Source organism: Nonomuraea sp. PA05, from assembly GCF_008086045.1.
GTDB classification, from domain to species: Bacteria; Actinomycetota; Actinomycetes; order Streptosporangiales; family Streptosporangiaceae; genus Nonomuraea; species Nonomuraea monospora.
Window position 1 is genome coordinate 254,809 of record NZ_VSEY01000002.1, and the last position, 23,214, is coordinate 278,022.

Below are 23,214 nucleotides of genomic sequence, written 5' to 3' on the forward strand. Positions count from 1 at the left end.
GCCGTAGCCGGCGCACCCTTTCCGGCGGGACGGAGAAACACCCCATGAGCCACGGGCACCACCACGGGCACCACCACCACGATCACGACCACTCGCACGAGCAGCTCGCAGACACCGAGGCCACCGTGGCACGGGACCTGTCGGTACCCGACGGCGAGCTGTCGCCCGGCCAGCTCTCGCGCCGCCGCGTGTTCCGGCGGGCCGGGCTGCTGGGCGCCGGGCTGACCGCCGCGGGCGTGCTGGGCGGCGAGGGCCAGGCCGCCGCCTCCACCGGCTATGACGGGGGGCGCGGCCGGGAGCCGAGGGACGGCTACCAGTGGCTCGCGGGCGACCACCACATCCACACCCAGTACAGCTCCGACGCCGTCTACCGGGTCATCGACCACGTGCGCCACGCCAACGCGTACGGGCTGGGCTGGATGGTCATCACCGACCACGGCGGCGCCACCCACGCCAAGATCGGCGTGGACAAGGTCAACCCGGACATCGTGGCGGCCCGCGAGGCCGTCAAGGACACGCTGGTCTTCCAGGGCCTGGAGTGGAACATCCCGGCCGCCGAGCACGGCACCGTGTTCGTCGCGCCCGGCAGGAACGAGGTGGCGACGCTCAAGGAGTTCGAGAGCTCCTTCGACGGGTCGGTGAAGGGCGCGAGCTCCAACACGCCGCAGAACGAGGCGCTGGCCATCGCCGGGCTGAACTTCCTGGCCGAGGCGGTCAGGAAGCGGCGCGTGCCCGACGCGCTGTTCCTGGCCAACCACCCGTCCAGGAAGGGCATCGACTCGCCGCACGAGATCCGCGGCTGGCGCGACGCCCAGCCGTCGATCGCGGTCGGCATGGAGGGCGCGCCCGGCCACCAGGCCGCCGGCATCGCCAAGCCGAACGGCCCCGGCGGCGGGCGCGGCTACTACGACAGCACCCCCGGCGCCGACTCCTTCCCCGGCTACCCGGCCGAGAGCTACAAGACGTTCGGCGGCTTCGACTGGATGACCGCGACCGTGGGCGGCCTGTGGGACAGCCTCCTCGCCGAGGGCAAGCCCTGGTGGATCACCGCCAACTCCGACTCCCACTGGGTGCACGGCGACACCAGCGACCGCGGCCCGGGCAGCGACTTCAACGCCAACGGCCGCTACGAGGACCCGATCTACAAGGGCGTGGCCAACTTCGGCTCGGGCGACTTCTGGCCCGGCTTCTACAGCCGCACGCACGTCGGCGCCGAGGACTTCTCCTACCGCGCCGTCATGGACGCCCTGCGCGCCGGCCGCGTCTGGGTCGACCACGGCGGCCTGATCAGCGGGCTGGTGGTGCGAGCCCGCGCGGCCGGCACCGGCCAGCGGGGCGTGACGCTCGGCGGCACCCTCCAGGTACGGCAGGGCGCCCGCGTCGAGCTGGCCATCGAGATCACCCTGGCCGGGCGGCCCAACTGGGCGCAGTTCGTGCCGACGCTGGCCCGGGTGGACGTCATCCAGGGCGACGTCACCGGCGCCGTCTCCGACAAGGACGCCTTCACCACGCCGGACACGAAGGTCGTGCAGTCGTACGAGGTGAACAAGAACAGCGGCACCGTCACCTTCACCTACCAGCTCGGCGCCGTGGACCGGCCCGTCTACCTGCGGCTGCGCGGCACCGACGGCAAGCGCGCCGCGCCCGGCCTGCTGGGCGCGGCGGTCGACCCGAACGGGCCCGCCATCGACGTGTACGGCGACGCCGACCCGTGGAACGACCTGTGGTTCTACAGCAACCCGATCTGGGTGCTGCCGCGCCGATGATCCTCGGGTTCGACGCGGGATCCCGCACGTTGTCCGAGGCCGAGCACCTGCTCCACACCGTGGTGCGGGAGCTCGGCCTGCCGGGCGGCACCGTCGGGTGCACCCACTTCGTTCCGGCGGGCACGGCCGGGGACGAACCGCACGTCGCCTGCTCCCTGGCCGTGCCCGGCCCGGTCACCCTGCCGGTCACCCTGCCGGTCACCCTGCCGGTCACCCTGCCGCTCGCCTCGCTGGAGGTGTCTTGGGCGCTGGGTGCGGCGCGCACCGGGCCGGCGGCGGCGGGCGCGGCGCTGGCGGCGGCCGAGCACGAGGCGCGGCGGAGCGGCCGGGTCGTCACCTTCCCCGGCCGTGACCTGCTCACCGGCACCCTCAGCGCGGGCGAGCTGCGCGACGGCTCGGCCATCGACCGGGTGCTGCTGCTCGCCTCCCCCGATCCGCCGCCCGACGACGTGCCGGTCGTCACCAACGACCACGTCAGGCCCATCTGGCGGGACGGCCTCATGACCCTGCTCACCATGCCGGCCGCCGGCGGCCGGATCACCCCGGCCGAGGTGCCGAACCCGACCCCCTGCTGCGCCGACCACGCCTGACCTAGGGGCCGGTCAGGCGGCGCTCCCCCGCCGTGGTGATCACGTACACCTGCCAGGTGTAGTAGGCGTAGTAGGCGCGCGGGTCGCGCTTGATCTGGCCGGCGTGCAGCAGGATGGCGTTCACGTACGCCTGGGACGGGTTGTAGGCGTGCAGGGCCCGCCGGTAGTCGCGGGGCGCGCCGCTGGCCTTGAGGTAGTTGGCCGCGCCCATCACCGCGTCGCGCGGGTCGCGCACGTCGCCGCCCATCCCGTACGCCTTCCACGTGGCGGGCATGAACTGCATGGGCCCCTGGGCGCCGACATGGCTGTCGGCCTTCACCCGGCCGAACTTCGTCTCCGAGAACATCACCGCCGCCAGCACCTCCCACTCCACCCCGAACTTCCGCTCGGCCTTCTTGAAGTAGCCGAGCAGCTCCCCCGCGGGGCGGGCGGGCTGCGTCTTGAAGACGGCGTCCGGGTCGATGGGGTGGGCCAGGGCGAGCAGGCCGCGGATCGCCTCCGTGTTGTCCCTGGCCTGCGCGGCCAGAGCCTTGGGCAGGCGGGCGAAGGCCTTGGCGGCGAGTGCGGGGTGGCGGGCGGCGTAGCGGTAGATGCGCTGCTGGTGCAGGGCCAGCAGTTCGAGGTCCTCGGGCGGCTCGCCGTCCTTGGACCAGGCGTCTATGGACGCGTTGAGCGCCTCGGTGGTCTCCTCCAGGGTCGCTGCCAGTTTCGCGGCCGTGGTGGGAATCTTCTCGTCGGGTGCCGGGAGCTCCCGCTCGGGCGTCGCCGTCGCGGTGCTGATCGGCGTGGTGGGTGTTGCTGTGGTGCTGGTCTGTTGGCTGGTCGGCGTGGTCGCCGGAGCCGTTCCGCAGGCCGCCGCGCAGACGAGCACACAGGCGGGCACACAGGCGGGCAGAACCGCGCCCCAGGCGAGCCGTCGGGGTCGAGAGTGCTTCGGGCGTGCCTCCATGGAGCGCCAACCTACCCGGTACGGGCCTCTGTGATCGTCACTCGGTCAGTCCCGGGTCGCCGAGGGCCAGCTTGCCCGCGTACAGGAGGGTCGCCTCGGGGGTGAGGGGGTGGAACGTCCCCGCGCGGACGTCGCGGCAGGCGCGTTCGAGCGGGGAGCGGCGGAAGTACGAGCCTCCGCCTGCCAGGTCCATGGCCAGGCCGACCACCTCCACGGCGGCCAGGACCGCCTCCCTCTTGGCGATCATCACGGTGGCGAGCGTGTCGGGGGTGCAGGCGTAGCGGGGGCCGAGGTCGTCCAGTGCGCCGGTGAGCGACCACCAGGCGGTCCTGAGGCGGGCGTCCATGAGCCCGGCCGGCCGCTGCGCGGTGGGCGGCGCGGTGCCGCCCTTGGCACGGGCGAGGGCTCGGGTGCGGGCGACGTCGCGGGCCTGCGCGGCGATGCCGAGGTAGGTGGCGGCGACGACGGGCGCGAAGTGCACCTCGGCCGTGGTCAGCACCTCGCCGAACTCGCCCCACGGCCGCGTGGCCACGATCGCCTCGGCCGGGACGCGTACGTCGTCGAAGACCAGGTCGTGGCTGGCGGTGCCGCGCATGCCGAGCGTGTCCCAGGTCTCCTCCAGCCGCACGCCTGGCGAGGGCAGCGGCACCGAGAAGTGCGCCACCTCGGCCCCGGGGCCAGGCCGGCCGAGCACCGCGCAGGTGCTGACGGCGCCGGCCTCGGGGGCCTGGCTGCAGAAGACCTTGCGCCCGCTGACCCGCAGCGAGCCGTCGTCCTCGACGGTGGCGACCGTGTCCGGCCACAGCCAGTCGGAGCCGCCGCTGGTGGCGATCACCAGGTCGCCCGAGACGATCCGGCGCAGCACCTGCCCGGCGCCGGACGCGCCGCGTTCGTGCAGGTAGGCCTGGGTGAGCGTGCTGTGCAGGTGCATGGACACGGCCAGCGCCGCGGCCCCGTCGTGGCGGCCCAGCTCGGCCTGCGCGTAGCAGACCTGCCGCAGGGACGCCCCGAGCCCGCCCAGCTCGGCGGGCACGGGCAGGCGCAGGTAGCCGTGCTCGCGCATCGCGCGGTAGGCGGGGGCCACGAAGGTGGCGTCCCTGTCGTGCTCGGCCGCGTGCCGCGCCGCCACCGCGCCGATCCGCGCCGCCAGCGGCACGAACGCGTCGTCGCCGTCCCTGACCGGCGCCGGGTAGGCGCGGCGGACCCGCCCGGCCGCCGCAGGTGTCGTCGCCATGGTGATCAGTCCCCTCCTGGCTCGTCCTTCAGCGAGCAAGGCAGAGGCAGCGGAACGGGTGAAAAGTACCCCGAGTCACGCGTAGGGGTCACGCGTACGGGGTCAGGAACTCCTTCGGGCGCAGCGCCCTGCCCACGATGCGCACGTCGCCGATCCAGCCGTAGTAGCCCTGCCCGTACTTCAGCGCGAACTGCGTGCCGCCGATGGCGAACGGCCGGCCGAGGGTCGAGATGCCCTTCGACGGCTGGCCCGGGTTGCGGGCGATCTTGGAGCCGTCCACGTACATGATGGTCCGGCGCGCGTCGTTGACCACGGCCACGTGCGTCCAGCGGCCGACCGGCAGGGCGTGGCTCCACGAGGTGGGGTCGGCGTCGCGGTCGGTGGGGTAGACGACGAACTGCAGGAATCGCTCCCCCGACAGGTTGAGGCTGCACGTCGGCTCGTCGGGCGACCAGCCGCTGCTCTTGCCCGCGTCGCCGCTGCGGCCCTCCCAGCTCAGGATGCCCATCCAGGCGTGGTCGCCCTCGAACGGCTCCGGCAGCTTGATGAACGCCTCGATGGTGTAACCGGACTCGAACGTCATGCTGTTGATCGGCGCGTTGCGGCCCGACCTGAGCACCGCGCCGCGGTCGGGGGACTTGCCGCCGCCGAAGCGGAGGCTGGCGTGGGCGGGCTGGCCCTCGTGGTACTCGGCCGACCACTTCAGCGTCTCGGCGGCGCTGGCGTGCAGCAGCTCCATGGTCAGGTCGTTGCCGCCGCCGGTCAGGTCGCGGGCGACCGTTCCGGCCGGGACGACCGCGCCGTCCGTGCCCGCCGCCCCCGCCAGGCCCTCGGCGTCGAAGCGCCAGTACGCCACCGTGCCCCGCGGCATCACGGCCGCGGCCGGGCGGGCGGGCGGCGGGGTGCGCGGCGCGAACCCGGCGAAGCGCTCGTCGAAGTCGATCTCGATGCTGAAGCGGTCCACCGGGCCGGTCAGCTCCAGGTGCTCGGCCTCCAGCGGGGTGCGGTCCTCTGGGTCGCGGTCCAGCAGCCACGGCGACAGCGTCTCCACGTCGATGACGTTACGGACGAGGTCGAAGGCGTAGAGGCGGACCATGCCGGCGCCGCCGTAGTAGCGGTCCTGGTAGTTGGTGATGTGCACGTGCACGTCGTGGCCGGCGTCGTTCTTCAGCACGGTACGACCGCTGGGCCAGTAGTGGCCGTTCAGCGTCAGGAAGATCTGGTCGTTGCGCCTGACGAAGGCGTCCCAGAGCCGCTGCCCGTGCTGCGACAGGGCGGCGGCCCCGGCCTCGTCGGCCCAGGCCAGGTCGTGGGTGGTGAGGATGGCGGGCAGCGTCCTGTTCGCGTCGATGACGCCCTGCGCCCACCGCAGTCCCTTGTCGGAGACGCGCCAGTCGAGGGCGAGCACCAGCCACTGCCGGCCGCCCGCGTCGAGCACGTGGTAGCTGTTGTAGCCGTCGGGCGACGCGCCGCGGAAGGTGGGCATGCGGGCGTAGCGGGACGGGCCGAACTCCTTCAGGTACGCGCTGTCGCCGCGCTGGTCGTCGGCCCCGGTCACGTCGTGGTTGCCGGCCAGGACGCTGTAGGACAGGCGGCCGTCGAGCGATCTGAACGTGTCGGAGGCCAGCGCCAGTTCCTCCCGCGTGCCGTGCTCGGTGACGTCCCCTAAGTGGGTCATGAACGCGATGTTCCTGCTCTCGCGCTCGTCGCCGGTGAGGTAGCGGAACGTCTGGCGGACGGGGGCGGGGTCGGAGCGGTCCTCGTCGAAGAGGTACTGGGTGTCGGGCAGCACGCCGATGGTGAAGCGGGGGCTCTCGCGGTCGAACCTGCCGCCGTGCACGGACGACGCGCCGGCCGGGGACGCGCCGGCGCCGATGAGGGTTCCGGCGGCCGGGGCGGCCAGGGCCGCGGTGAGCAGGGCGCGGCGGCCGAGGGTGGGGTGGGACATGACCAGCACCTTGATCTTCGTACGTGGCGCGGTGGTGCCCCGGGCGGTAACGTCCGCCTGCCGCGAGGAGAAATCTCCTGCTTGATCGTTACAGGGACGTATTCTCCGTCCATGCCGGACATCGGGTTCCTGCTCTTCTTCGTGGCCCTGTACGGGGTGCCGGTGATGCTGACGTGCTGCGCCACGGTCCTCGCGGCGCTCGCCGCGCCGCGCGGGCGGCATGGCGGCGTGCGGGCCAGCTTCCTGTCGCGGGGAGCGTCCGTGGCGGGCATGGGTCTCGTGGGGATGGCGATCGCGGCGTGGAACACGTCCGAGGACGGGACGTACGACGACTTCGGTTCGGCGATGACCGAGCTGGCGGCCGTCTACAGCGCGGCGGTGTTCCTGCTCGGGCTCGGGCCCGCCGTCCCGTGGTTGCTCGGGGTGCTCGGGCGGCTGCCGCGGCCGTTCCGGGCGGCGGCCCGGCACCTGGCGGACGACCGTGCGCGCACCTCCCCCGCCGTGGCGACGACCATGGTGGCCACGGCGGTCACCGTCGCGCTGGCGATCGTCGCGCACGCGCAGACCGCGCAGAGCAGGGCGAACCACGAGCCGCTGGCCCAGCCGGGCGCGCTCGTCGTCAACTTCGATCCGGAGCAGGCGGCGGCCGCTGAGGCGGCCGTCCGGCAGGAGTTGCCCGGCGTGCCACTCGCCCGCGGCTACGAGGTGGGCTCGACGGGGCATCTCGACGTGTCGGACAGTGAGGACACCGCCTACATCGGCGACCGGGCGCTGCTGCGCTACCTCACCGGGAATCCGTCGGCGCCCCACGACCCGCGCACGGCCGTCGTGGTCACGGCTGACCCGCAACCGGGTCACACCGTGCAACTCCGGCATGGCCTCACCGGCCCCGACGACTCCAAGACCAGGAGCATCCAGGCGGCCACCGCCGGGCCCGTTGCCGGCGGGCTGGAGCGGGTGTTCGTGCCCATGGAGTTCGTCCAGGGCCTGGGGCTGCGGCTCGACGTCGTGGCGCTGATCGTGGACCCCGTGCTGCACCGCGCGTCCGAAGCCGACAGGGACCGGATCGCCGCCCGGCTGGGCGATGACGCCGGGGTGTACCTGGAGCAGGGGTACCGGGGCACGGACAACTGGCGCTACCTCGCCGGGGTCGTCGCGTTCATCGCCGTCGCCGGCGCCCTGGTGGCCACGGCGCGGTCGCACCGCCCGCGGGTCCTGCGCAGGATCGGCTCCCCGCGGCTGCTCACCGCCTGCCGGGCGGCCCTGGCGGCGGCCTGCGGCACGGTGCCGGGCGTGGTGGCCGGCTGCGTGGCCGGCCTGTTGCTGGCCTGGCCCGCCACCACCACGGCTGGGTGGGAAGTGGTGCCGCGGGTGCCGTTCGAGACGCCGTGGGCGCTGATCGGGCTGCTGACCGTCGCCGTCCCGGTGCTGGCGGCGCTGGCCGGGCTGTCGCCCGGCGCCGGGAGGACGTCCGCTCGCTGATCGCGTGTCCAGCGTCCAGCGTCCAGCGCTCAGTGCTCAGTGCTGAGGGGACGTCCGCTCGCGGATCGCGTCCACGTGCGCCATCACCGGGGTCGCCGTGACGCCGTGCAGCACCACCGAGGCCAGCACCGTGAACCCGGTGACCGCCCACAGCTCCTCCGCCGGCACGCCGAAGTCGGCCTGCCCCAGCGCGTACGCCAGGTAGAACAGCGACCCGATCCCCCGGATGCCGAAGAACGAGATCGCCAGCCGTTCCCTCGGCCCCGCCCGGCCGCGCCACTGCACCAGCCAGCCGGCCAGCGGCCGGATGACGAACAGCAGCAGCAGGCCGACGGCGGCGCCGCGCCAGGTGAGCGCCGCCAGGCCGCCGGTCGCCACGAAGCCGCCGAGCAGGAGCAGCAGCCAGGCCGTGAGCAGCCGCTCGATCTGCTCCACGAAGCCGTGCAGCACGTTGTTGTAGCCGTGGCCGTGCTCGGCGCTCCTGATGGCGCACGCGGTGACGAACACCGCGACGAACCCGTAGCCGTGGGCCAGCTCCGTCACCCCGTACGCGAGGAACGTGCACGCCAGCGCCACGAAACCGTCCCGGCGCTCCGACAGGCGCAGCCCGTCCGAGCGGGCGCGGAAGAACAGCCTGCCGAGCAGGCGTCCGATCAGCAGCCCCAGGACGGCGCCGGCGGCCGTCCGGTAGAGCACGTCCGTCAGCGCCCACTCCCCCGCCCAGCCGGCCGTGCCCGCTGCGACGGCGATGGCCGCGTACACGATGGGGAAGGCCAGCCCGTCGTTCAGCCCCGCCTCCGAGGTCAGCGCGAAGCGGACCTCGTCGTCGGCGTTCTGGGCGTCCACCGGCTCGCCGACGTGCACGTCCGAGGCGAGCACCGGGTCGGTGGGGGCGAGCACGGCGCCGAGCAGCAGCGCGGCGGCGATCGGCCAGCCCGGCAGAGCGACGGCCGCGGCGGCCACCCCGGCCACGGTGAGCGGCATGGCCAGGGCGAGCAGCCGCCACGTGGTGGACCAGCCGCGGGGGCCCGTGCGGCGGTTGATCGCCAGGCCGGCGCCCATGAGGGAGATGACGACGCACAGCTCGGTGATGTGTTCCAGGGCGGTGCGGTGGGCGATGGGGTCGGGTGTCGGTAACCCGATGGGCAGGGCGAAGAGGAACACTCCCGCCAGCAGGTAGACCAGCGGGAGGGAGACGGCGCGGCGGGCGAGGAACTCCGGGAGGATCGCGGCGAGCAGCGCGGCGGCGCCGCCGAGGGCCAGGATGAGGTCGAGGGTGGACATCGCCGGGCTACTGCCCGGAAGATCGCCGAATATCCCCCTTTGGGCGGTCCACCGTACTGCGGCGGAGGTCCTTCAAGGGGGCCCTTCCTGCCGCCGGTGCGGCAGGAAGGGGCAGCGGTGCCGTGGCCTCCCCGCTGGGTGCGGGGAGACCACCGGGGTGGGTCAGGCCGGGCGTAGCCGGTCGATGAGGGCGCGGGCGTCGCGGACCAGGGCCGACCTGACGGCCGCGTCCCGCACGTTGCCGCGCTTCTCCACGATCTTCACGAACCGTTCGAGCGCCGCCACCGCCAGCCCCGGCTTGCCCTTCTTCTCGTGCCGCTCCGCCTGCGCGAGCTGCTCCTGCAAGTCGGCGGCGGCCTTCCAGGTGATCGCCCCCGCCTGGCGGAAGCGCGACACGAGCGCCCGCACGTCCGCGTACGACGTGGTCGTCACGAACGTCACGGTCGTGGACGCGGTCCTGCCCGCCTGGTCGGTGACGGTGCCGACGAGCCGGTGCTCGCCGAGCGGCAGCGTCCACAACGGCACCGGCTTGCCTGCCGCGACCGCCGCGCCGTCGATCCCGGCCTTGACCCCTGCCACGCCGGACACAGCGTCCGCGCCGGTCAGGACGGGGATGATGGTGGCCGAGTCGCCGTAGGGGCCGGGTTGCACGCCGGTGACCGTCAGCGTCGGGTCGGACTTGTCGATCTTGACGGTGACGGTGCCGGCGGGCGAGACGTTGCCGCCGTTGTCGGTGGCCCGGTAGCGGACCTCCTTGGCGCCCTCGGCGCTGAGCGTGACGGGGTTGCTGGCGTTGGACCAGGTGGTGCCGTCCAGGGAGTACTGCCGCGAGGCGACAGTGCCGTTGTCGGTGGCGGTGACGGCGAGCGTGACGTTGCCGGTGTACCAGCCGTTCGCGCCGGTCGGCTGGGCCGGGGTGAGGGTGGCGGTGACGGACGGCGGGGTGGTGTCGGCGACGCCGCCGCCCTGGAAGGTGAACGCGTCCACGTCCACGCCTCCCGAGGAGGTGACGTACAGGCGGCCGGTGCCGTCCGGCAGGCCGGTGAGCGGGGTGGTGACCGTCTGCCAGCCGTCGCCCGCCGGGACGCTCACCGTGGCGAACGGCTCGGCCGTGGCCGACTTCCACCGCAGCGACAGCGTGCCCGCGCCGGACGCCCTGGTCTGCACGCCGGTGATGCCCGCGAAGTGGACCGGGTCGTAGGCGATCCAGTCGCCCGCGTCGAACGAGGTGACCTTGGCCTTGGCGGAGGCCGTGTCGTCCGGGGTCTCGGTGACGCCGCTGCTCTCGTCGGCGTGCTCGGCCTGCGCGAGCTTGGGGTTGAGGGTGAGCGCGGCCTCGCCGACCGCGCCGGGGATGGAGCCCGCGCCGTTGTCGCGGTAGCTGACCACGACGACGCCGTAGATGTTCTCGGTCTCGCCGTGCTCGGGGGCGCTGGCCGGGGTGGGCCAGGCGCCCGAGCAGCCCGTGCCGAGCGTCTCCGGGTGCGCGTGCGTGTCGTGCCCCAGTCCGAACGTCCACTGCACCCGCGAGCAGACCGGGTTGTCGCCGTCCTCGGCGTCCGACACCCCGATCTGGTACGGCAGCGCGTTCCCCCAGTCGAAGAACCCGCCGTTCGGCGGCGTCCTGACGGTCACCACGGGCGCGGTGTTGCCCACGGTGATCTCGACGGAGGTCAGCCCGGCCCGGCCGCCGGAGTCGGTGACGCGCAGCCGGGCCGCGTACTGGCCCAGCTCGGCGTAGGTGTGGGTGGCGGTGACGCCGGTGGCGTCGAAGTCGCCGTCACCGTCGAAGTCCCACTCGTAGGTGAGCGTCCCCGGCTCTGTGTCGGTGGAGGCGGTGGCGTCGAAGGCGACGGTGAGCGGCGCGGCACTGCTGGAGGACCTGTCGACCGCGATCCTGGCCTGCGGCGTCTTGTTGGCCGGGGTGTAGTCGATGCGGTAGAGGCCGGCGTCGGGGTTGGCGCGGAAGAAGCCGTCGCCGTAGTCCAGCACGTACAGGGAGCCGTCGGGGCCGAACTCGAGGTCCATCGGGCTGTCGGTGATGGGCTGCGCGGCGGTGCGCAGCGCGCTGTTGGGCAGGAAGTGCTCGATCGCGGTGACCGGCCCGTCGGCGCCCGTGAAGGTGAAGGCCGCCAGGTAGTCCTGGGAGAACTCGGCGAAGAACGCCTTGCCGTCCCAGTACTCGGGCAGCTTGCCGGGCGCCGGGTTGGCCGGGTCGTAGTGGTAGACGGGGCCGCCCATCGGGCCCTGGCCGCCCTGCGGGTCGAAGTCGGTCAGCCCGGCCCACGCGGCGGGCTGGTGGGTGTTGTTGTCGCCGTAGTACAGGTCGGCGGGCACGGCGGCCGGGAGCTGGGCCAGGCCGGTGTTCCAGCGTGAGGTGTTGCGCGGCCCGGCCGCGCAGTCGAACCACGGGCCAGGCTGGGCGGTCGCGAAGTTCCAGTCGTTGTAGTTGAAGTTGTCGCCCGTGCAGTACGGCCAGCCGCTGTTCATCGGCTTGGTGAGCGGGGTGATGTTCCACTCGACGTACCCCATGGGACCTCTGGCGGGGTCGCCGGTGCCGGCGTCGGGGCCGTAGTCGCCCCAGGACAGGGTGCCCGTCTCGGGGTCGACCTCCATCCTGAACGGGTTGCGCACGCCCGTCACGAAGATCTCCGGCCTGGTGCCGGCCGTGCCGGGCGCGAACAGGTTGCCCTCCGGGACCGTGTACGTGCCGTCCGCCGCCACCTTGATCCGCAGGATCTTGCCGCGCAGGTCGTTGCTGTTGCCCGCGCCGCGCCGCGAGTCGAGGCCCGGGTTCATGCCGGGAGCGTCGTTGTTGGGCGCCATGCCGTTGGCGCCGGGCGTGCCGGCGGGCGTGTTGTCGCCGGTGGCGAGATAGAGGTTGCCGTCGGCGTCCCAGTCGACGTCGCCCGCGACGTGGCAGCACTGGCCGCGCTGCGTCTCGACCTTGATGATGACCTGCTCGGTGCTCAGGTCCAGCGCGCTGCCCGTCCACTTGAAGCGGGAGAGCTGGTTGTAGCCCTTCCACTGGTTCCAGTACGTCTCGTCGGCTCCGGCGGGCAGCGTGGTCGGCGCCGAACCGGCGGGGGTGGTCCCGGGGTAGGGCGCGGTCATCGTCCTGGGGGCGTAGAAGACGTAGACCCACCGGTTCTCGTCGAAGCCGGGGTCGAGGGAGACCGTCTGCAGGCCGTCCTCGGAGTTGGCGTAGACGGGGATGGTGTTGACGATCTTCGTGACGCCGGTGGCGGGGTCGGTCAGCCGGACGTCGCCGTTGCGGGCGGTGTGCAGCACCCGCCGGTCGGGCAGGACGGCCAGGTCGATCGGCTCGCCGACGTTCTTGGTCAGAGTGATCTTCTCGTAGCTGGACCACGTGGTGGCCGGGTCGTGCGCCCGGGCCGGTAAGGACAGGCAGGCGCCGGCCAGCACGAGGCCGCCGAGCACCGCGAGGGTACGCTGCATGGTGATGCTGCTCCTAGGACGAGGAGTGTCAGATCCCGGGCCGCCACGCCTGCCGGGCCAACGGCGGGGTGCTCGTGGCGGTCCGGTTCGTGCCGGGGTCCGCGCGGCTAACCGCGCAGGGCGGCCATGTTGCGGTAGCTGACCTCGGCGAGCTGGAGTGACTGCGCGGGGTCGGCGCCGGAGGCGTTGTCCTGCTCGTACATCGGGTTGTGGTACCCGGGGGATCGCAGGCGGGAGAAGAAGCGGCGGTAGTCGATGTCGCCGGTGCCGAACGGCACCATGTCGTAGCCGTTCGGCACGGCCGGGTTCGACGCGCCGTCCTTGGCGTGGAAGAGCGGGAAGCGCTTCTCCTGCGCCCTGACGGTGCGCAGCGGGTCGAAGACGTCCGTACACGTGGAGCCGTCGGGCGCGGTGTAGGCGCGGTGCTTGTACTGCGCGACGTGCGCCCAGTAGATGTCCATCTCGAAGTGCACGAGCCTGGGGTCGCTGATCCGGAAGAAGTACTCCAGCTTGCGGATGCCCGACGAGCGCGTGGGCCTGCCCTGTTCGTCGAGCGGGCCGCTGTCCAGCAGGAACGCGTAGGCGGCGTCGTGGTTGTGCGTGTACAGCTTGATGCCGGCGTCGCGGGCGATCGCGCCGAGCGCGTTCCACTTCTCCGCCGCCACGTCCCAGTCCGCCTTGTACGCGCTGCCGGTCGGGTCGGCGCCGGTGCCCATGTGGCCGAGTCCGAGGATGCCGGCGATCTCCAGCGACTGCTTGAACCGGTCGAGGTCGGCGGTCGTCAGCGGCCACGAGCCGGGGATGAAGCCGTGGTTGCCCTGGGCGCGCAGCCCGTAGGCGTCCAGCCAGCTCCGCAGCAGCCTGGCGCCCTCGACGGTCTCCAGACTCGCGCCGCCCTCGGCGGCGGCGTGCTGCCGGTAGCCGGCGAACTCGACCTGCCGGTAGCCGATGGCCGACAGCGCCTCCAGCACGCGCCGGAAGCCGGTCGGTGACGTGGTGGTGGCCGGGTCGCGGGTGATCGCGTCGCGGACGGTGTAGAGGATGATGCCGCGTCTGCCCGGCGGGATGAGCGGCCTGTGCCTGCCTGACTCGGCAGCCGCGGCGGGTTGCGCGAGGGGGATCGCGGCGGCGGCGGCCAGGCCGGTGGTGGCGGCGAACAGGCTGCGGCGGCTCAGGCCCAGCCGGTGGCGGAGCGTCTCGGCGCGCTCGCGCTCCTCGTGGAGGTGATCAGGGATGTCACGGTCGGATGCGGGATCAGGTAAGGCATGGTGAGGGCTCACGCGAGGGGTTCCCTTCCCTGAGGGACGCGTGCGCCGACCACGTCGCAGCGGATCCGTGCCGGTTCCCGCGGGCATGCCACCGCCCCGGAGCCCGGACGATCACCATTGTTACGCCGCCGTCGCGAAAGGGTCAATGGTGCTCGGCGGCGCTCAGGCTCCGGCGGCCCGGTCGATGCCGGCGGGGGCGAGCACGTGCTCGACGACCATGACCGCCGCGCCGACGACGCCCGCCCTGTCGCCCAGCGCGCCCGCCCGGATGGCGAGGTGCTGGGTGGCCAGCGGCAGCGACCGGCTGTAGATCGTCTCGCGCACGCCCGCCAGCACCTGCTCTCCCGCCTCGGCGACGTCGCCGCCGATCACGATGACGGACGGGTTGAAGAAGTTCACGATCGCCGCCATCACGGCGCCCACCTCGCGGCCTGCCTGCCGTACCAGGCGGGTGGCCCGAAGGTCGCCCGCGCGCATGAGCGCGACCACGTCCTTGCTGCCCCTGGCCTCGATCCCGGCGGCGCGCAGCGTGGCGGCCATCGACGCGCCGCCCGCGACCGCCTCCAGGCAGCCGGAGTTGCCGCACCTGCACGGCGCTTGCGAGGCGGGCACCCGGATGTGGCCGACGTCCCCGGCGGCGCCGCGCGCGCCCCGGTGCAGCGCGCCGCCGGAGATGATGCCGCAGCCGATGCCGGTGCCGATCTTGATGTAGATGAGGTGGTCGACGGCCGGGCGGGCCGCCCAGTGCTCGCCCAGCGCCATGACGTTGACGTCGTTGTCGACCAGGACGGGCGCCCCCAGCCTGGCCCGCAGCCACTCGGGCACCGCGAAGCCGTCCCAGCCGGGCATGATCGGCGGGTTCACCGGGCGTCCGGTGCGGTGCTCGACCGGGCCGGGCAGCCCGACCCCGACGCCGCACACCTGGCCCGGGTCGCGCCCGGCTGCCGCCAGCAGCTCGCGGAACCCGTCGGCGACCCCGCCGAGCACCGGCTCGGGCCCCAGCTCGACGGGCAGGTCGGCGACCCGCTCGGCCAGCACGTTCAGGCCCAGGTCGAGGACGGCCAGCCGGGCGCGGGTGGCGCCCACGTCGGCGGCGAGCACCACGCGGGCGGCGCCGTTGAACGCGAACACGGCCGCGGGCCGCCCCCCGGAGGAGATCCCGCCCTCGCTCTCGACGACCCATCGGGAACCGATCAGCCCGTCCAGCCGCTGGGAGACGGTGGATCTGGACAGGCCGGTGAGCCGGGCCAGCTCGCCCCTCGTTCTGGGCCGCCCGTCCCGCAGGATCGCCAACAGTGCCCCCGCCCCCGCCGCGTGCCGGCCGTTGGTTGGCATGGCCCTACCTTACTTCGGAAATCGGCTGACTTATGTTGACAAGAATTAAAAGTCAGATCTATCGTCCCGAAATATGGCGGACATCTGCGGTGAGCGGGCGTAAATTCCGCGGATGCCCGGCGTTTTACGAGCTCCTCGCGCTGCGAGGGTCCGGCCCGGTCCACACCCGCCGTCGCGCCGAGACGCGCGGGCCAGGGAATGCCACCCGGGCCGGATTCGTCCTGCGGGGCGCTTGACCGGCCTCCCCATGCCGCGAGCCCAGGCCCCGGTTCAGCCGCTCTGCCACAGGTCGCAGTTGTGCTCGGCCGCCATCGTCCCCGCCGGGACCGGCGTGGAGCGCCCCGCGGCCCGGAGCGACAGCAGCGAGCCGCCGAACTGCGGCCACCGGGCGGAGGCCTTGGCGTACGGGTGCCCGGTGCGGGTGAACGCGCCCCAGTAGTGCACCATGTCGCGGGCCAGCCGCCGCTCCCCCGCGTCGAACGTGGGCGCGATCGGGATGCCGTTGTCGAAGCTCGGCCACAGGTACGCCAGCTCCGCCGCGTGCCCCGCGCCCCACACGTACCCGGCGGGCTGCGGGCTGAGGCCGGGGCCGGTGCGGTGGTCGAAGCGGTAGCCGTACACGGTGGTGTGGGCGGACAGGTCCTGCACGAAGCGCAGGGCAGGGCAGCCGCCGATGCCGGCGAAGAGGCCGGAGTCGGTGACGATGGCGCCGGTCAGGTAGGCCGGGGTGAACTGGTCGGAGGTGTCCGGCCACGGGTACCGGGCCAGGACGGCGGCGGCGCGGTCGCCGAACAGCGTGCGCACCCACTCCTCGTACTGTTCCCTGGTCCATCCCCGGTTGCCCTGCATGAAGGTGCGGCCCTCGTCCCGGGTGGAGCCGATCATCAGCGGCACCCGCTGGAAGCGGCCCGCCCGCACGGCCGCGTCGGGGCTCTCCGGGAGCGCGGGCACGCCGTGGGTGAACGAGGTGTACTGGGGGCCGTCCACCAGCCGTCCCACGGGCAGGGCGCGCAGACAGGCGGCGGCCGTGGCGGGGTCGGGGCAGCCGTGCGCGACCGCGATGCCGCCGCCCGTGCGTTCGCCCTCCTCCACCGGACGGCTGACGCAGGAGCCGCTCTGGATGATGCCGCGGACGAACAGCCCGGCCGAGCCCGGCGCGGTCAGGTGGGCGCAGACGGAGAAGCCGCCCGCCGACTCGCCGTCGATCGTGACCTGCCGGGGGTCGCCGCCGAACGCGGCGATGTTGCGCCGCACCCAGCGCAGGGCCGCCTGCTGGTCGAGCAGGCCGTAGTCGCCCGACTGGCCCGCCTCGGCGGTCAGCGACGGGTGGGCGAGGTAGCCCAGGACGCCGAGCCGGTAGTTGACGCTCACCACGACGACGTCCTCGAGCTGGGCGATGAGCGTGCCGTCGTGCTGGTTGGCCGAGCCGTTGAGCAGGCCGCCGCCGTGGATCCAGAACAGGACGGGCAGCCGCTGTCCGGGACGGGTGCCTTCCGGGCGGAACACGTTGAGGTACAGGCAGTCCTCGGTCTCTGAGCGGGGGCCGTTGCCGCTGACGGCGGCGGGGCAGCGGTTGCCCCAGGCGTCCGCCGCGCGCACGCCGGTCCACGCGGGTGCGGGCTGCGGGGCGCGCCAGCGCAGGTCGCCGACGGGTGGGGCGGCGTACGGGAGGGCGAGGAAACGGTCCACGCCGTCGGCGCGGGCGCCGCGCACCAGCCCGGACTCGGTGCGCGCCACCGGCCGGTCACGGTGCTGGACGGCATCGGGCTGAAGGGCCGGTGTGCCGGTGAGTAACAGGGCGGTGGCGAGTGCGATGACGGTGACCATGGCGGACAGCTCCTTCTGACTGGTCCGTTCACCCCCCGTCTCATGATGTTGTGAGGAGGCCCGCCCGTCCAGTGGCGAGGGTTGCGTGTGCCGGGTGATGTGTGATGTGGTGCCGCTCCTGAACCCCTCTCCGGCTCCTAGGAGGCCCTGTCATGCCGTTCATTGTGGATTTGACCAGCGCAAACGTGACCAAGGATTACCGATCGCAGGAGAAGGGCCACTACGGCGGCACCATCCTGGGCCTGCGGTTGATGGCCGAGCGGACGCCGGCCGGGCTGGATGCGTTCGACCCGGAGGCGCTGCTGTACGTGGCGGCCGGGATGCTGGGCGGGACGGCGGCTCCCGGGCTGGCCAAGGCGGTGTTCCTGGCGAAGTCGCCGCTGACGGGGGTGGCCGGGGAGGCGCACGCGCTGGGGCCGTTCGCGGCGGGGATGCGGGGGGCGGGGGCCAGGGCGCTGGCCGTGCTGGGGCGGGCGCCGCGCCTGTCGTACCTGCTGGTGGAGGGCGGCGAGGTGACGGTGCATGACGCGGGCGACCTGCGCGGGCTGGGCACGGCCGCGACGACGGACGCGCTGCGCGCCCGGCACGGCGGCGGGGCGCGGGTGGCGGCGATCGGGCCCGCCGGGGAGAGCCTGGTGCGGTACGCGAGCGTGGTGACCGACCACGCCTACGCCGCCGGCCGGTACGGGCTGGGCGCGGTCTTCGGCGCGAAGAACCTCAAGGCCGTCGTGTGCGCGGGCGACACGCCCGCCGAGGTGGCAGACCCGGAGGCGATCGCCGCCCTGACGGCCTACTACCGCGACTCCCTGGCCACCAACCCGCTCGCCGCGCTGCAGGCGGGCCTGCCGGGTTTCGCGGGCTGGGCGGACGACCCGATCGCCCCCGGCTACGCGTCGGTGCGCAACTTCTCGGTGCCGGGCGCGCCCGGCCTGCGGGTTCCCTCGGCGCGTGACTACGACGGCCGCGCGGTGTCGGTGGCGGGCTCGTGCCCCGGCTGCCCGAACGACTGCCTCAAGGTGTACGGGGACCGCTCGGGCGGGCTCGGGCAGGAGGCGTTCCTGTCGCTCGGCTGGAACCTGGGGATCGACGACCTGGACGTGATCCTGGCCGCCAACGCCCGCTGCAACGACCTCGGCCTGGACGTGGTCTCGCTGGGCGGCACGCTGGCGTTCGCGATGGAGTGCGCCGCGCGCGGCCTGCTGCCAGGGGGCCCGGCGTTCGGGGACGCGGCGGCGCTGCCCGGCCTGATCGAGGACGTGGCCACCCGGTCGGGCGCGCTGGGCGACCTGCTGGCGGAGGGTTCGGCGCGGGCGGCGCGGCGGGTCGGGCGGGGCGCGGAGGCGTACGCGATGACGGTGAAGGACGCGGAGCTGCCCTGCTTCGACCCGCGCCCGCAGCCCGGCATCGGCCTCGGCTACGCGCTGGCCCCCGGCGGCCCGCGCTACGACGCCCTGGAGCACGACCTCGACTTCGACCCGGTCGCCGGGCTGGCCTACAGCTTCCCCGAGGCGGCCCGCGTCGGGGCCGGCGTCGCTCCCGCGCACGACCTGGACGAGGAGCGGGGCGCCCGCAGCGCCCGCCTGCTGCGGCTGTGGAGCGGCCTGGACGCGCTCAACCTGTGCGTCTTCGCCTCCACCCCGACCCGCCCGCTGACGATCGACCACCTGACCGCCCTGGTGACGGCGGTCCTGGGTGAGCCGTTCACGCTGGAGGATCTGCTGGCGGCGGGGCAGGCCCGCCTGGACGGGATGCGCGCGTACGCGCTGCGCGAGAGCGGCGGGCCGCTCGACGAGGCGCTGCCGGCGCGGCTGCACGACGAGCCGGTGACCGAGGGCCCGCACGAGGGGGCCGTGCTCGACCGGGCGGCGTTCGAGCGTGCCCGTGCGGCCTTCTACGCCGAGCTGGGCTGGGCCTCCGTTAAAGGTGGGGAAATTTCCTAATAAAAACGATTGACCTCCCTCTTGTTCGGTTTGTGAGCGCCCTGCTATCTTCAGGTCAATCGTTTGACCAACCGTGAGGAGACCATCGGGGATGGCTGTCACGATCGACCTGACGGGTCGCACCGCGCTCGTCACGGGCGGCGCCGGAGGTCTCGGCTTCGCCTGCGCCCGCGCGCTGGCCGACGCGGGAGCGGACGTCGTGCTCTCCGACCTGGAGGGCCCGGCGCTCGACGCCGCGGCGGCCGAACTGGGCGCGGCGAAGCGGGCGGCCGACCTCACCGACCGGGCCCGGGCCGGGGCCCTGGTGGACGGGCTGGACCGGATCGACGTGCTGGTGAACTGCGCCGGGATCATGCGCACCACTCCCCTGCTCGACATCGAGCCGGAGGAGTGGCTGCGAATCGTGGACGTCAACCTGAACGCCACGTTCTGGCTCACCCAGGCCGCCGGGCGGCGCATGACCGAGCAGGGCGGCGGCTCCATCGTGACGCTGGCCTCGGTGGCCGCCCGCTCCGGCCGGCCCAATGCCGCCCACTACTCGGCCACCAAGACGGCGCTGTTGTCGCTGACGAAGTCGGCCGCCGAGGCGCTGGCGCCCGCGGTGCGGGTGAACGCGGTCTGCCCCGGCGTCTTCCTGACCGCCATGTGGGACGACATCATCAGCGACCGCGACCGCCGCTTCGGCCCCGACGCGGGCGCCGGCTACCTCAAGGAGGTCAGCGAGCGCTCGCCGCTCAAGCGGCCAGGGCGGCCCGAGGAGGTCGCCTCTGCGGTGTTGTTCCTGGCCAGCGACCTGGCGTCGTTCGTGACGGGCCAGGCGCTGAACGTCGACGGCGGACTGGAGATGAACTGACCTTGAACAGGCAGACGTTCAAGCTGCTGCCCGAGCTGTTCGGCGACGGCGGGATGGCCGAGATCTTCTCCGCAGAGCGCACGGTGCTGGCCTGGCTGCGCACCGAGGAGGCGCTGGCCAGGGCGCAGGCGGAGGCCGGGGTGATCGACGCCGGCGACGCCGAGGCGATCGCCGCGGCGTGCGTGCCGGCCAACATCGACCTGCCGCGCCTGTGGTCGGAGGCGGTGAACGTGGGCTACCCGATCCTGCCCCTGGTCCGGATGATCTCGTCCGCGCTGCCCGAGGGGCCGAACGGCCGCGTGCACTACGGCGCGACCACGCAGGACATCATGGACACAGGCCTGGCCCTGCAGCTCGGCGAGGCGCTCGACCGGCTGGCCGGGCTGCTCGGCGCGTTCGGCGACGCGGTCGCCGCCCTGGTGGCCGGGCACGCGGGCACGGTCGTCGCCGCCCGCACCCACGCGCAGCAGGCGGTGCCGACGACGTTCGGCGCGAAGATGGCGGTGCTGCTGGCGGAGGTGACGCGGCAGCGCGAGCGGGTCGCCGCCACCGCGCGGCAGGTGCGCGTCGTGTCCTTGTTCGGCGCGGGCGGCACCTCGGCCGCGATGGGCGAGCGCTCCTCCGCCGTACGGGCGGGGATGGCGCGGCGGCTCGGCCTGCGCACCACCGAGGTGCCGTGGCACGTGGCCAGGGACGGCGTGGCCGAGTTCGGCGTGACGTGCGCGTCGCTGGCGGCGACCGCGGCGCGCTTCTCCCGCGAGGTCGTGGACCTGTCCAGGACCGAGGTGGGCGAGGTGCGCGAGGCAGGCGGCCACCACCGCGGCGCCTCCTCGACGATGCCGCAGAAGGCCAACCCGATCGGCTGCGAGGCCGTGATCGGCATGTCCGGCACGGCGGGCGCGCTCAGCTCCGGCCTGTTCCGCGCGATGGAGGCCGGGCACGAGCGGGCGGCCGGCGAGTGGCAGGTCGAGTGGTACGTCGTGCCGCTGCTGGCCGAGCTGGCCGCGGGCGCGCTGGCCACGGCCGTGGACGTGGCGGCCGGTCTGCGGGTCTATCCGGAGGCCATGCGCGCCAACCTGGGCGCGGAGGGCGGCCTGATCATGGCGGAGGCGTACATGATGCGCCTGGCACCGGCGCTGGGCCGCGAGCGCGCCCACGACCTGGTCTACAAGGCGGCGCACGAGGCGCGCGAACACGGGCGGGAGCTGGCCGACGCGCTGCGCGAGGTGGCCGGGCCCGGCGACCTGGAGAGCCTGGGCGAGCTGCCCATCCCGCCCGAGTCCTACATCGGCGACGCCGAGGCCGTCTGCGCCGCCGCGTTGCACGCCTGGAGGAATGAGCATGAGTGAGAGAAGGCTGGCGGACCTGCTGGCCATGTGGCGGATCCGCGCGTTCGAGGAGAAGGTGCGTGACCTGCGGGCCGAGGGGCCGATCGTGGGCTCGGTGCACCTGTGCGCCGGGCAGGAGGCGATCCCCGTCGGGGCGTGCGGCGAGCTGGCGTCCGAGGACGCGCTGTTCGCCACCTACCGGGGCCACGGGTGGGCGCTGGCCAGGGGCGTTCCGGCGGAGCCGCTGTTCGCCGAGCTGATGGGCCGGGCCTCCGGGGTCAACGGCGGGCGCGGCGGGTCGGCGTACTTCACCGCCGCCGAGTACGGCTTCCACGGCGAGAACTCGATCGTCGGCGCGGGCGCGCCCATCGCGTGCGGCGCGGCGCTGGCGGGACGGCACGACGGCTCGAACCGGGTCGCGGTGAGCGTGTTCGGCGACGGCGCGATGAACCAGGGCGCGGTGCACGAGGCGATGAACTTCGCCGCCGCGTTCAGCCTGCCGGTGGTGTTCGTGTGCGAGAACAACCGCTACTCCGAGCTGACGCCGATCGCCGACATGGTGCGCAGCCCGCGCCTGGCCGACCGCGCCGCCGCGTACGGCATGCCGGGGTACCGGATCGACGGCAACGACGCCGAGGCGGTGCGCTTCCACGTGCGCGACGCGCTGGAGGTGGCCCGCGAGGGCGGCGGCCCGACGCTGCTGGAGTGCATGACCGAGCGCCTCGTCGGCCACTACATCGGCGACGCCGAGACCTACCGGCAGCCCGGCGAGCTGGACCGCGTCAAGCGGCGGGAGCCGATCGCGCGGCTGCGCGCGGGCCTGCTGGCCGACGGCGTGCCGCAGGAGGAGATCGACGCGGTGGAGCGCCGGGCGCGCACCGAGACGGACGCCGCCGCGGAGGCCGCGCGGCAGGCGCCCCTGGCCGACCCCGCGACAGCTTTGGAGCACCTGTATGCGTGAGATGACCTACGGCGAGGCCGTGAACGCGGCCCTGCACCGGCTGATGGAGGAGCTGCCGGAGACGCTCGTCTACGGCGAGGACGTGGGCGTGCCGGGCGGCGTGTTCGGGGTGACGCGCGGGCTGCGCAAGCAGTACGGTGAGCGCGCCTTCGACACGCCGATCAGCGAGTCGGCCATCCTGGGCAGCGCGGTGGGCGCGGCGATGTTCGGCCGCCGCCCGATCGTCGAGATCATGTGGGCGGACTTCTCGCTGGTCGCGCTGGACCAGATCGTCAACCAGGCGGCCAACGTGCGTTACGTGTCGGGCGGGCGGCTGAAGGCCCCGCTGACGATCCGCACCCAGCAGGGCAACGCGCCGGGCGCGTGCGCGCAGCACTCGCAGTGCCTGGAGGCGCTGTTCCTGCACGTCCCCGGCCTGCGGGTGTGCATGCCGAGCACGCCGCAGGACGCCTACGACCTGCTGGTGACGGCCGTGCACTGCGACGACCCGGTGCTGGTGATCGAGAACCGCACCCTGTACTTCGGCCGGAAGGAGCCCGTCGAGACCGGCGGCCCGGTCCGGCCGATGGGCGGGGCGCGCACCCGCCGCCAGGGCTCCGACGTCACGATCGTGACCTGGGGCGCGATGACGCAGCGGGTGCTGGAGGCGGCGGAGGCGCTGGCCGGTGAGGGGATCGAGGCCGAGGTGCTGGAGACGCCGTGGCTGAACCCGTTCGACACGGACGCGGTGCTCGCCGGCGTGGCCAGGACGGGCCGGCTCGCGGTCGTGCACGAGGCGAACGTCACGGGTGGCTTCGGCGCGGAGGTCGTCGCCCGCGTCGCGGGGGCGGGGGCGCCCCTGTCCGCGCCGCCGATCAGGATCGGCGCGCCGGACGTGCGCATGCCGGCCGCGCCGGCGCTGGCCCAGGCTCTGGTGCCGGACGCCGCGCGCATCACGGGGGATGTACGGGCCCTGGTCAAGGGCTGACACCCACATAGTCAAACGATTGA

At 73.7% G+C, this 23,214-nt stretch carries 16 protein-coding genes; 8 read left to right on the forward strand and 8 right to left on the reverse strand.

Features of this window, described 5'->3' with window-relative positions:
* The first annotated feature begins 44 nt into the window (after nucleotides 1–44).
* Together FXF51_RS04200 and FXF51_RS60480 are read left to right on the forward strand one after the other, a co-directional pair.
* Nucleotides 45–1,766 (forward strand): PHP domain-containing protein, encoded by a 1,722-nt coding sequence (locus FXF51_RS04200; RefSeq protein ID WP_148432893.1) that lies wholly within the window; start codon nucleotides 45–47, stop codon nucleotides 1,764–1,766.
* Complete coding sequence (locus FXF51_RS60480) at nucleotides 1,763–2,356, forward strand: hypothetical protein (RefSeq protein ID WP_187414169.1); 594 nt, start codon at nucleotides 1,763–1,765, stop codon at nucleotides 2,354–2,356. Before FXF51_RS04200 ends, FXF51_RS60480 begins: the two co-directional genes overlap by 4 nt.
* Nucleotide 2,357: 1 nt before the next feature.
* Here the strand turns inward: FXF51_RS60480 and FXF51_RS04215 are convergent, their stop codons facing one another.
* The 3 genes from FXF51_RS04215 to FXF51_RS04225 all read right to left on the reverse strand — a co-directional run bounded on the left by FXF51_RS04215 (nucleotide 2,358) and on the right by FXF51_RS04225 (nucleotide 6,487).
* Nucleotides 2,358–3,305: a transglycosylase SLT domain-containing protein gene (locus tag FXF51_RS04215; protein ID WP_148432895.1), complete on the reverse strand. Its 948-nt coding sequence runs from the start codon at nucleotides 3,303–3,305 to the stop codon at nucleotides 2,358–2,360.
* 37 nt (nucleotides 3,306–3,342) lie between these two features.
* Nucleotides 3,343–4,539, reverse strand: a complete 1,197-nt coding sequence (locus FXF51_RS04220) for an acyl-CoA dehydrogenase family protein (protein WP_148432896.1) — start codon at nucleotides 4,537–4,539, stop codon at nucleotides 3,343–3,345.
* Between the two features lie 88 nt (nucleotides 4,540–4,627).
* Nucleotides 4,628–6,487 carry a LamG-like jellyroll fold domain-containing protein gene (locus tag FXF51_RS04225; protein ID WP_148432897.1) on the reverse strand — a complete coding sequence of 620 codons (1,860 nt, stop codon included), beginning with the start codon at nucleotides 6,485–6,487 and terminating at the stop codon, nucleotides 4,628–4,630.
* Between the two features lie 111 nt (nucleotides 6,488–6,598).
* On the opposite strand from FXF51_RS04225, the gene FXF51_RS04230 reads away from it, so the two are divergent.
* Nucleotides 6,599–7,969, forward strand: a complete 1,371-nt coding sequence (locus FXF51_RS04230) for an FtsX-like permease family protein (protein WP_148432898.1) — start codon at nucleotides 6,599–6,601, stop codon at nucleotides 7,967–7,969.
* A 36-nt stretch (nucleotides 7,970–8,005) separates the two neighbouring features.
* Here FXF51_RS04230 and FXF51_RS04235 read toward each other — a convergent pair whose 3' ends face one another.
* From FXF51_RS04235 to FXF51_RS04255, 5 genes are all read right to left on the reverse strand, one after another.
* Entirely contained in the window at nucleotides 8,006–9,253 is a 1,248-nt protein-coding gene (locus tag FXF51_RS04235) for a cation:proton antiporter (protein ID WP_148432899.1), read from the reverse strand.
* Nucleotides 9,254–9,415: 162 nt separating this feature from the next.
* The gene (locus FXF51_RS04240; RefSeq protein WP_148432900.1) at nucleotides 9,416–12,712 is read right to left on the reverse strand and encodes a PQQ-dependent sugar dehydrogenase; all 3,297 of its coding nucleotides are present in this window, start codon (nucleotides 12,710–12,712) and stop codon (nucleotides 9,416–9,418) included.
* Nucleotides 12,713–12,819: 107 nt separating this feature from the next.
* Nucleotides 12,820–13,992, reverse strand: a complete 1,173-nt coding sequence (locus FXF51_RS04245; protein WP_222871117.1) for a sugar phosphate isomerase/epimerase family protein — start codon at nucleotides 13,990–13,992, stop codon at nucleotides 12,820–12,822.
* Nucleotides 13,993–14,142: 150 nt separating this feature from the next.
* The gene (locus FXF51_RS04250; protein WP_148432902.1) at nucleotides 14,143–15,315 is read right to left on the reverse strand and encodes an ROK family protein; all 1,173 of its coding nucleotides are present in this window, start codon (nucleotides 15,313–15,315) and stop codon (nucleotides 14,143–14,145) included.
* 270 nt (nucleotides 15,316–15,585) lie between these two features.
* Nucleotides 15,586–17,142, reverse strand: coding sequence for a carboxylesterase/lipase family protein (locus FXF51_RS04255; RefSeq protein ID WP_148432903.1), 1,557 nt, complete (start codon nucleotides 17,140–17,142; stop codon nucleotides 15,586–15,588).
* A gap of 152 nt (nucleotides 17,143–17,294) precedes the next feature.
* On the opposite strand from FXF51_RS04255, the gene FXF51_RS04260 reads away from it, so the two are divergent.
* From FXF51_RS04260 to FXF51_RS04280, 5 genes are all read left to right on the forward strand, one after another.
* Entirely contained in the window at nucleotides 17,295–19,082 is a 1,788-nt protein-coding gene (locus tag FXF51_RS04260) for an aldehyde ferredoxin oxidoreductase C-terminal domain-containing protein (protein ID WP_148432904.1), read from the forward strand.
* A 91-nt stretch (nucleotides 19,083–19,173) separates the two neighbouring features.
* Nucleotides 19,174–19,935, forward strand: coding sequence for an SDR family NAD(P)-dependent oxidoreductase (locus tag FXF51_RS04265; protein ID WP_148432905.1), 762 nt, complete (start codon nucleotides 19,174–19,176; stop codon nucleotides 19,933–19,935).
* A 2-nt stretch (nucleotides 19,936–19,937) separates the two neighbouring features.
* Nucleotides 19,938–21,284, forward strand: a complete 1,347-nt coding sequence (locus FXF51_RS04270; RefSeq protein ID WP_222871118.1) for an adenylosuccinate lyase family protein — start codon at nucleotides 19,938–19,940, stop codon at nucleotides 21,282–21,284.
* Nucleotides 21,277–22,224 (forward strand): thiamine pyrophosphate-dependent dehydrogenase E1 component subunit alpha, encoded by a 948-nt coding sequence (locus tag FXF51_RS04275; protein ID WP_148432906.1) that lies wholly within the window; start codon nucleotides 21,277–21,279, stop codon nucleotides 22,222–22,224. Before FXF51_RS04270 ends, FXF51_RS04275 begins: the two co-directional genes overlap by 8 nt.
* A complete protein-coding gene (locus tag FXF51_RS04280; protein WP_148432907.1) occupies nucleotides 22,217–23,191 on the forward strand; it encodes an alpha-ketoacid dehydrogenase subunit beta in 975 nt (324 codons plus the stop codon). Before FXF51_RS04275 ends, FXF51_RS04280 begins: the two co-directional genes overlap by 8 nt.
* The last annotated feature ends 23 nt before the right edge of the window (nucleotides 23,192–23,214 follow it).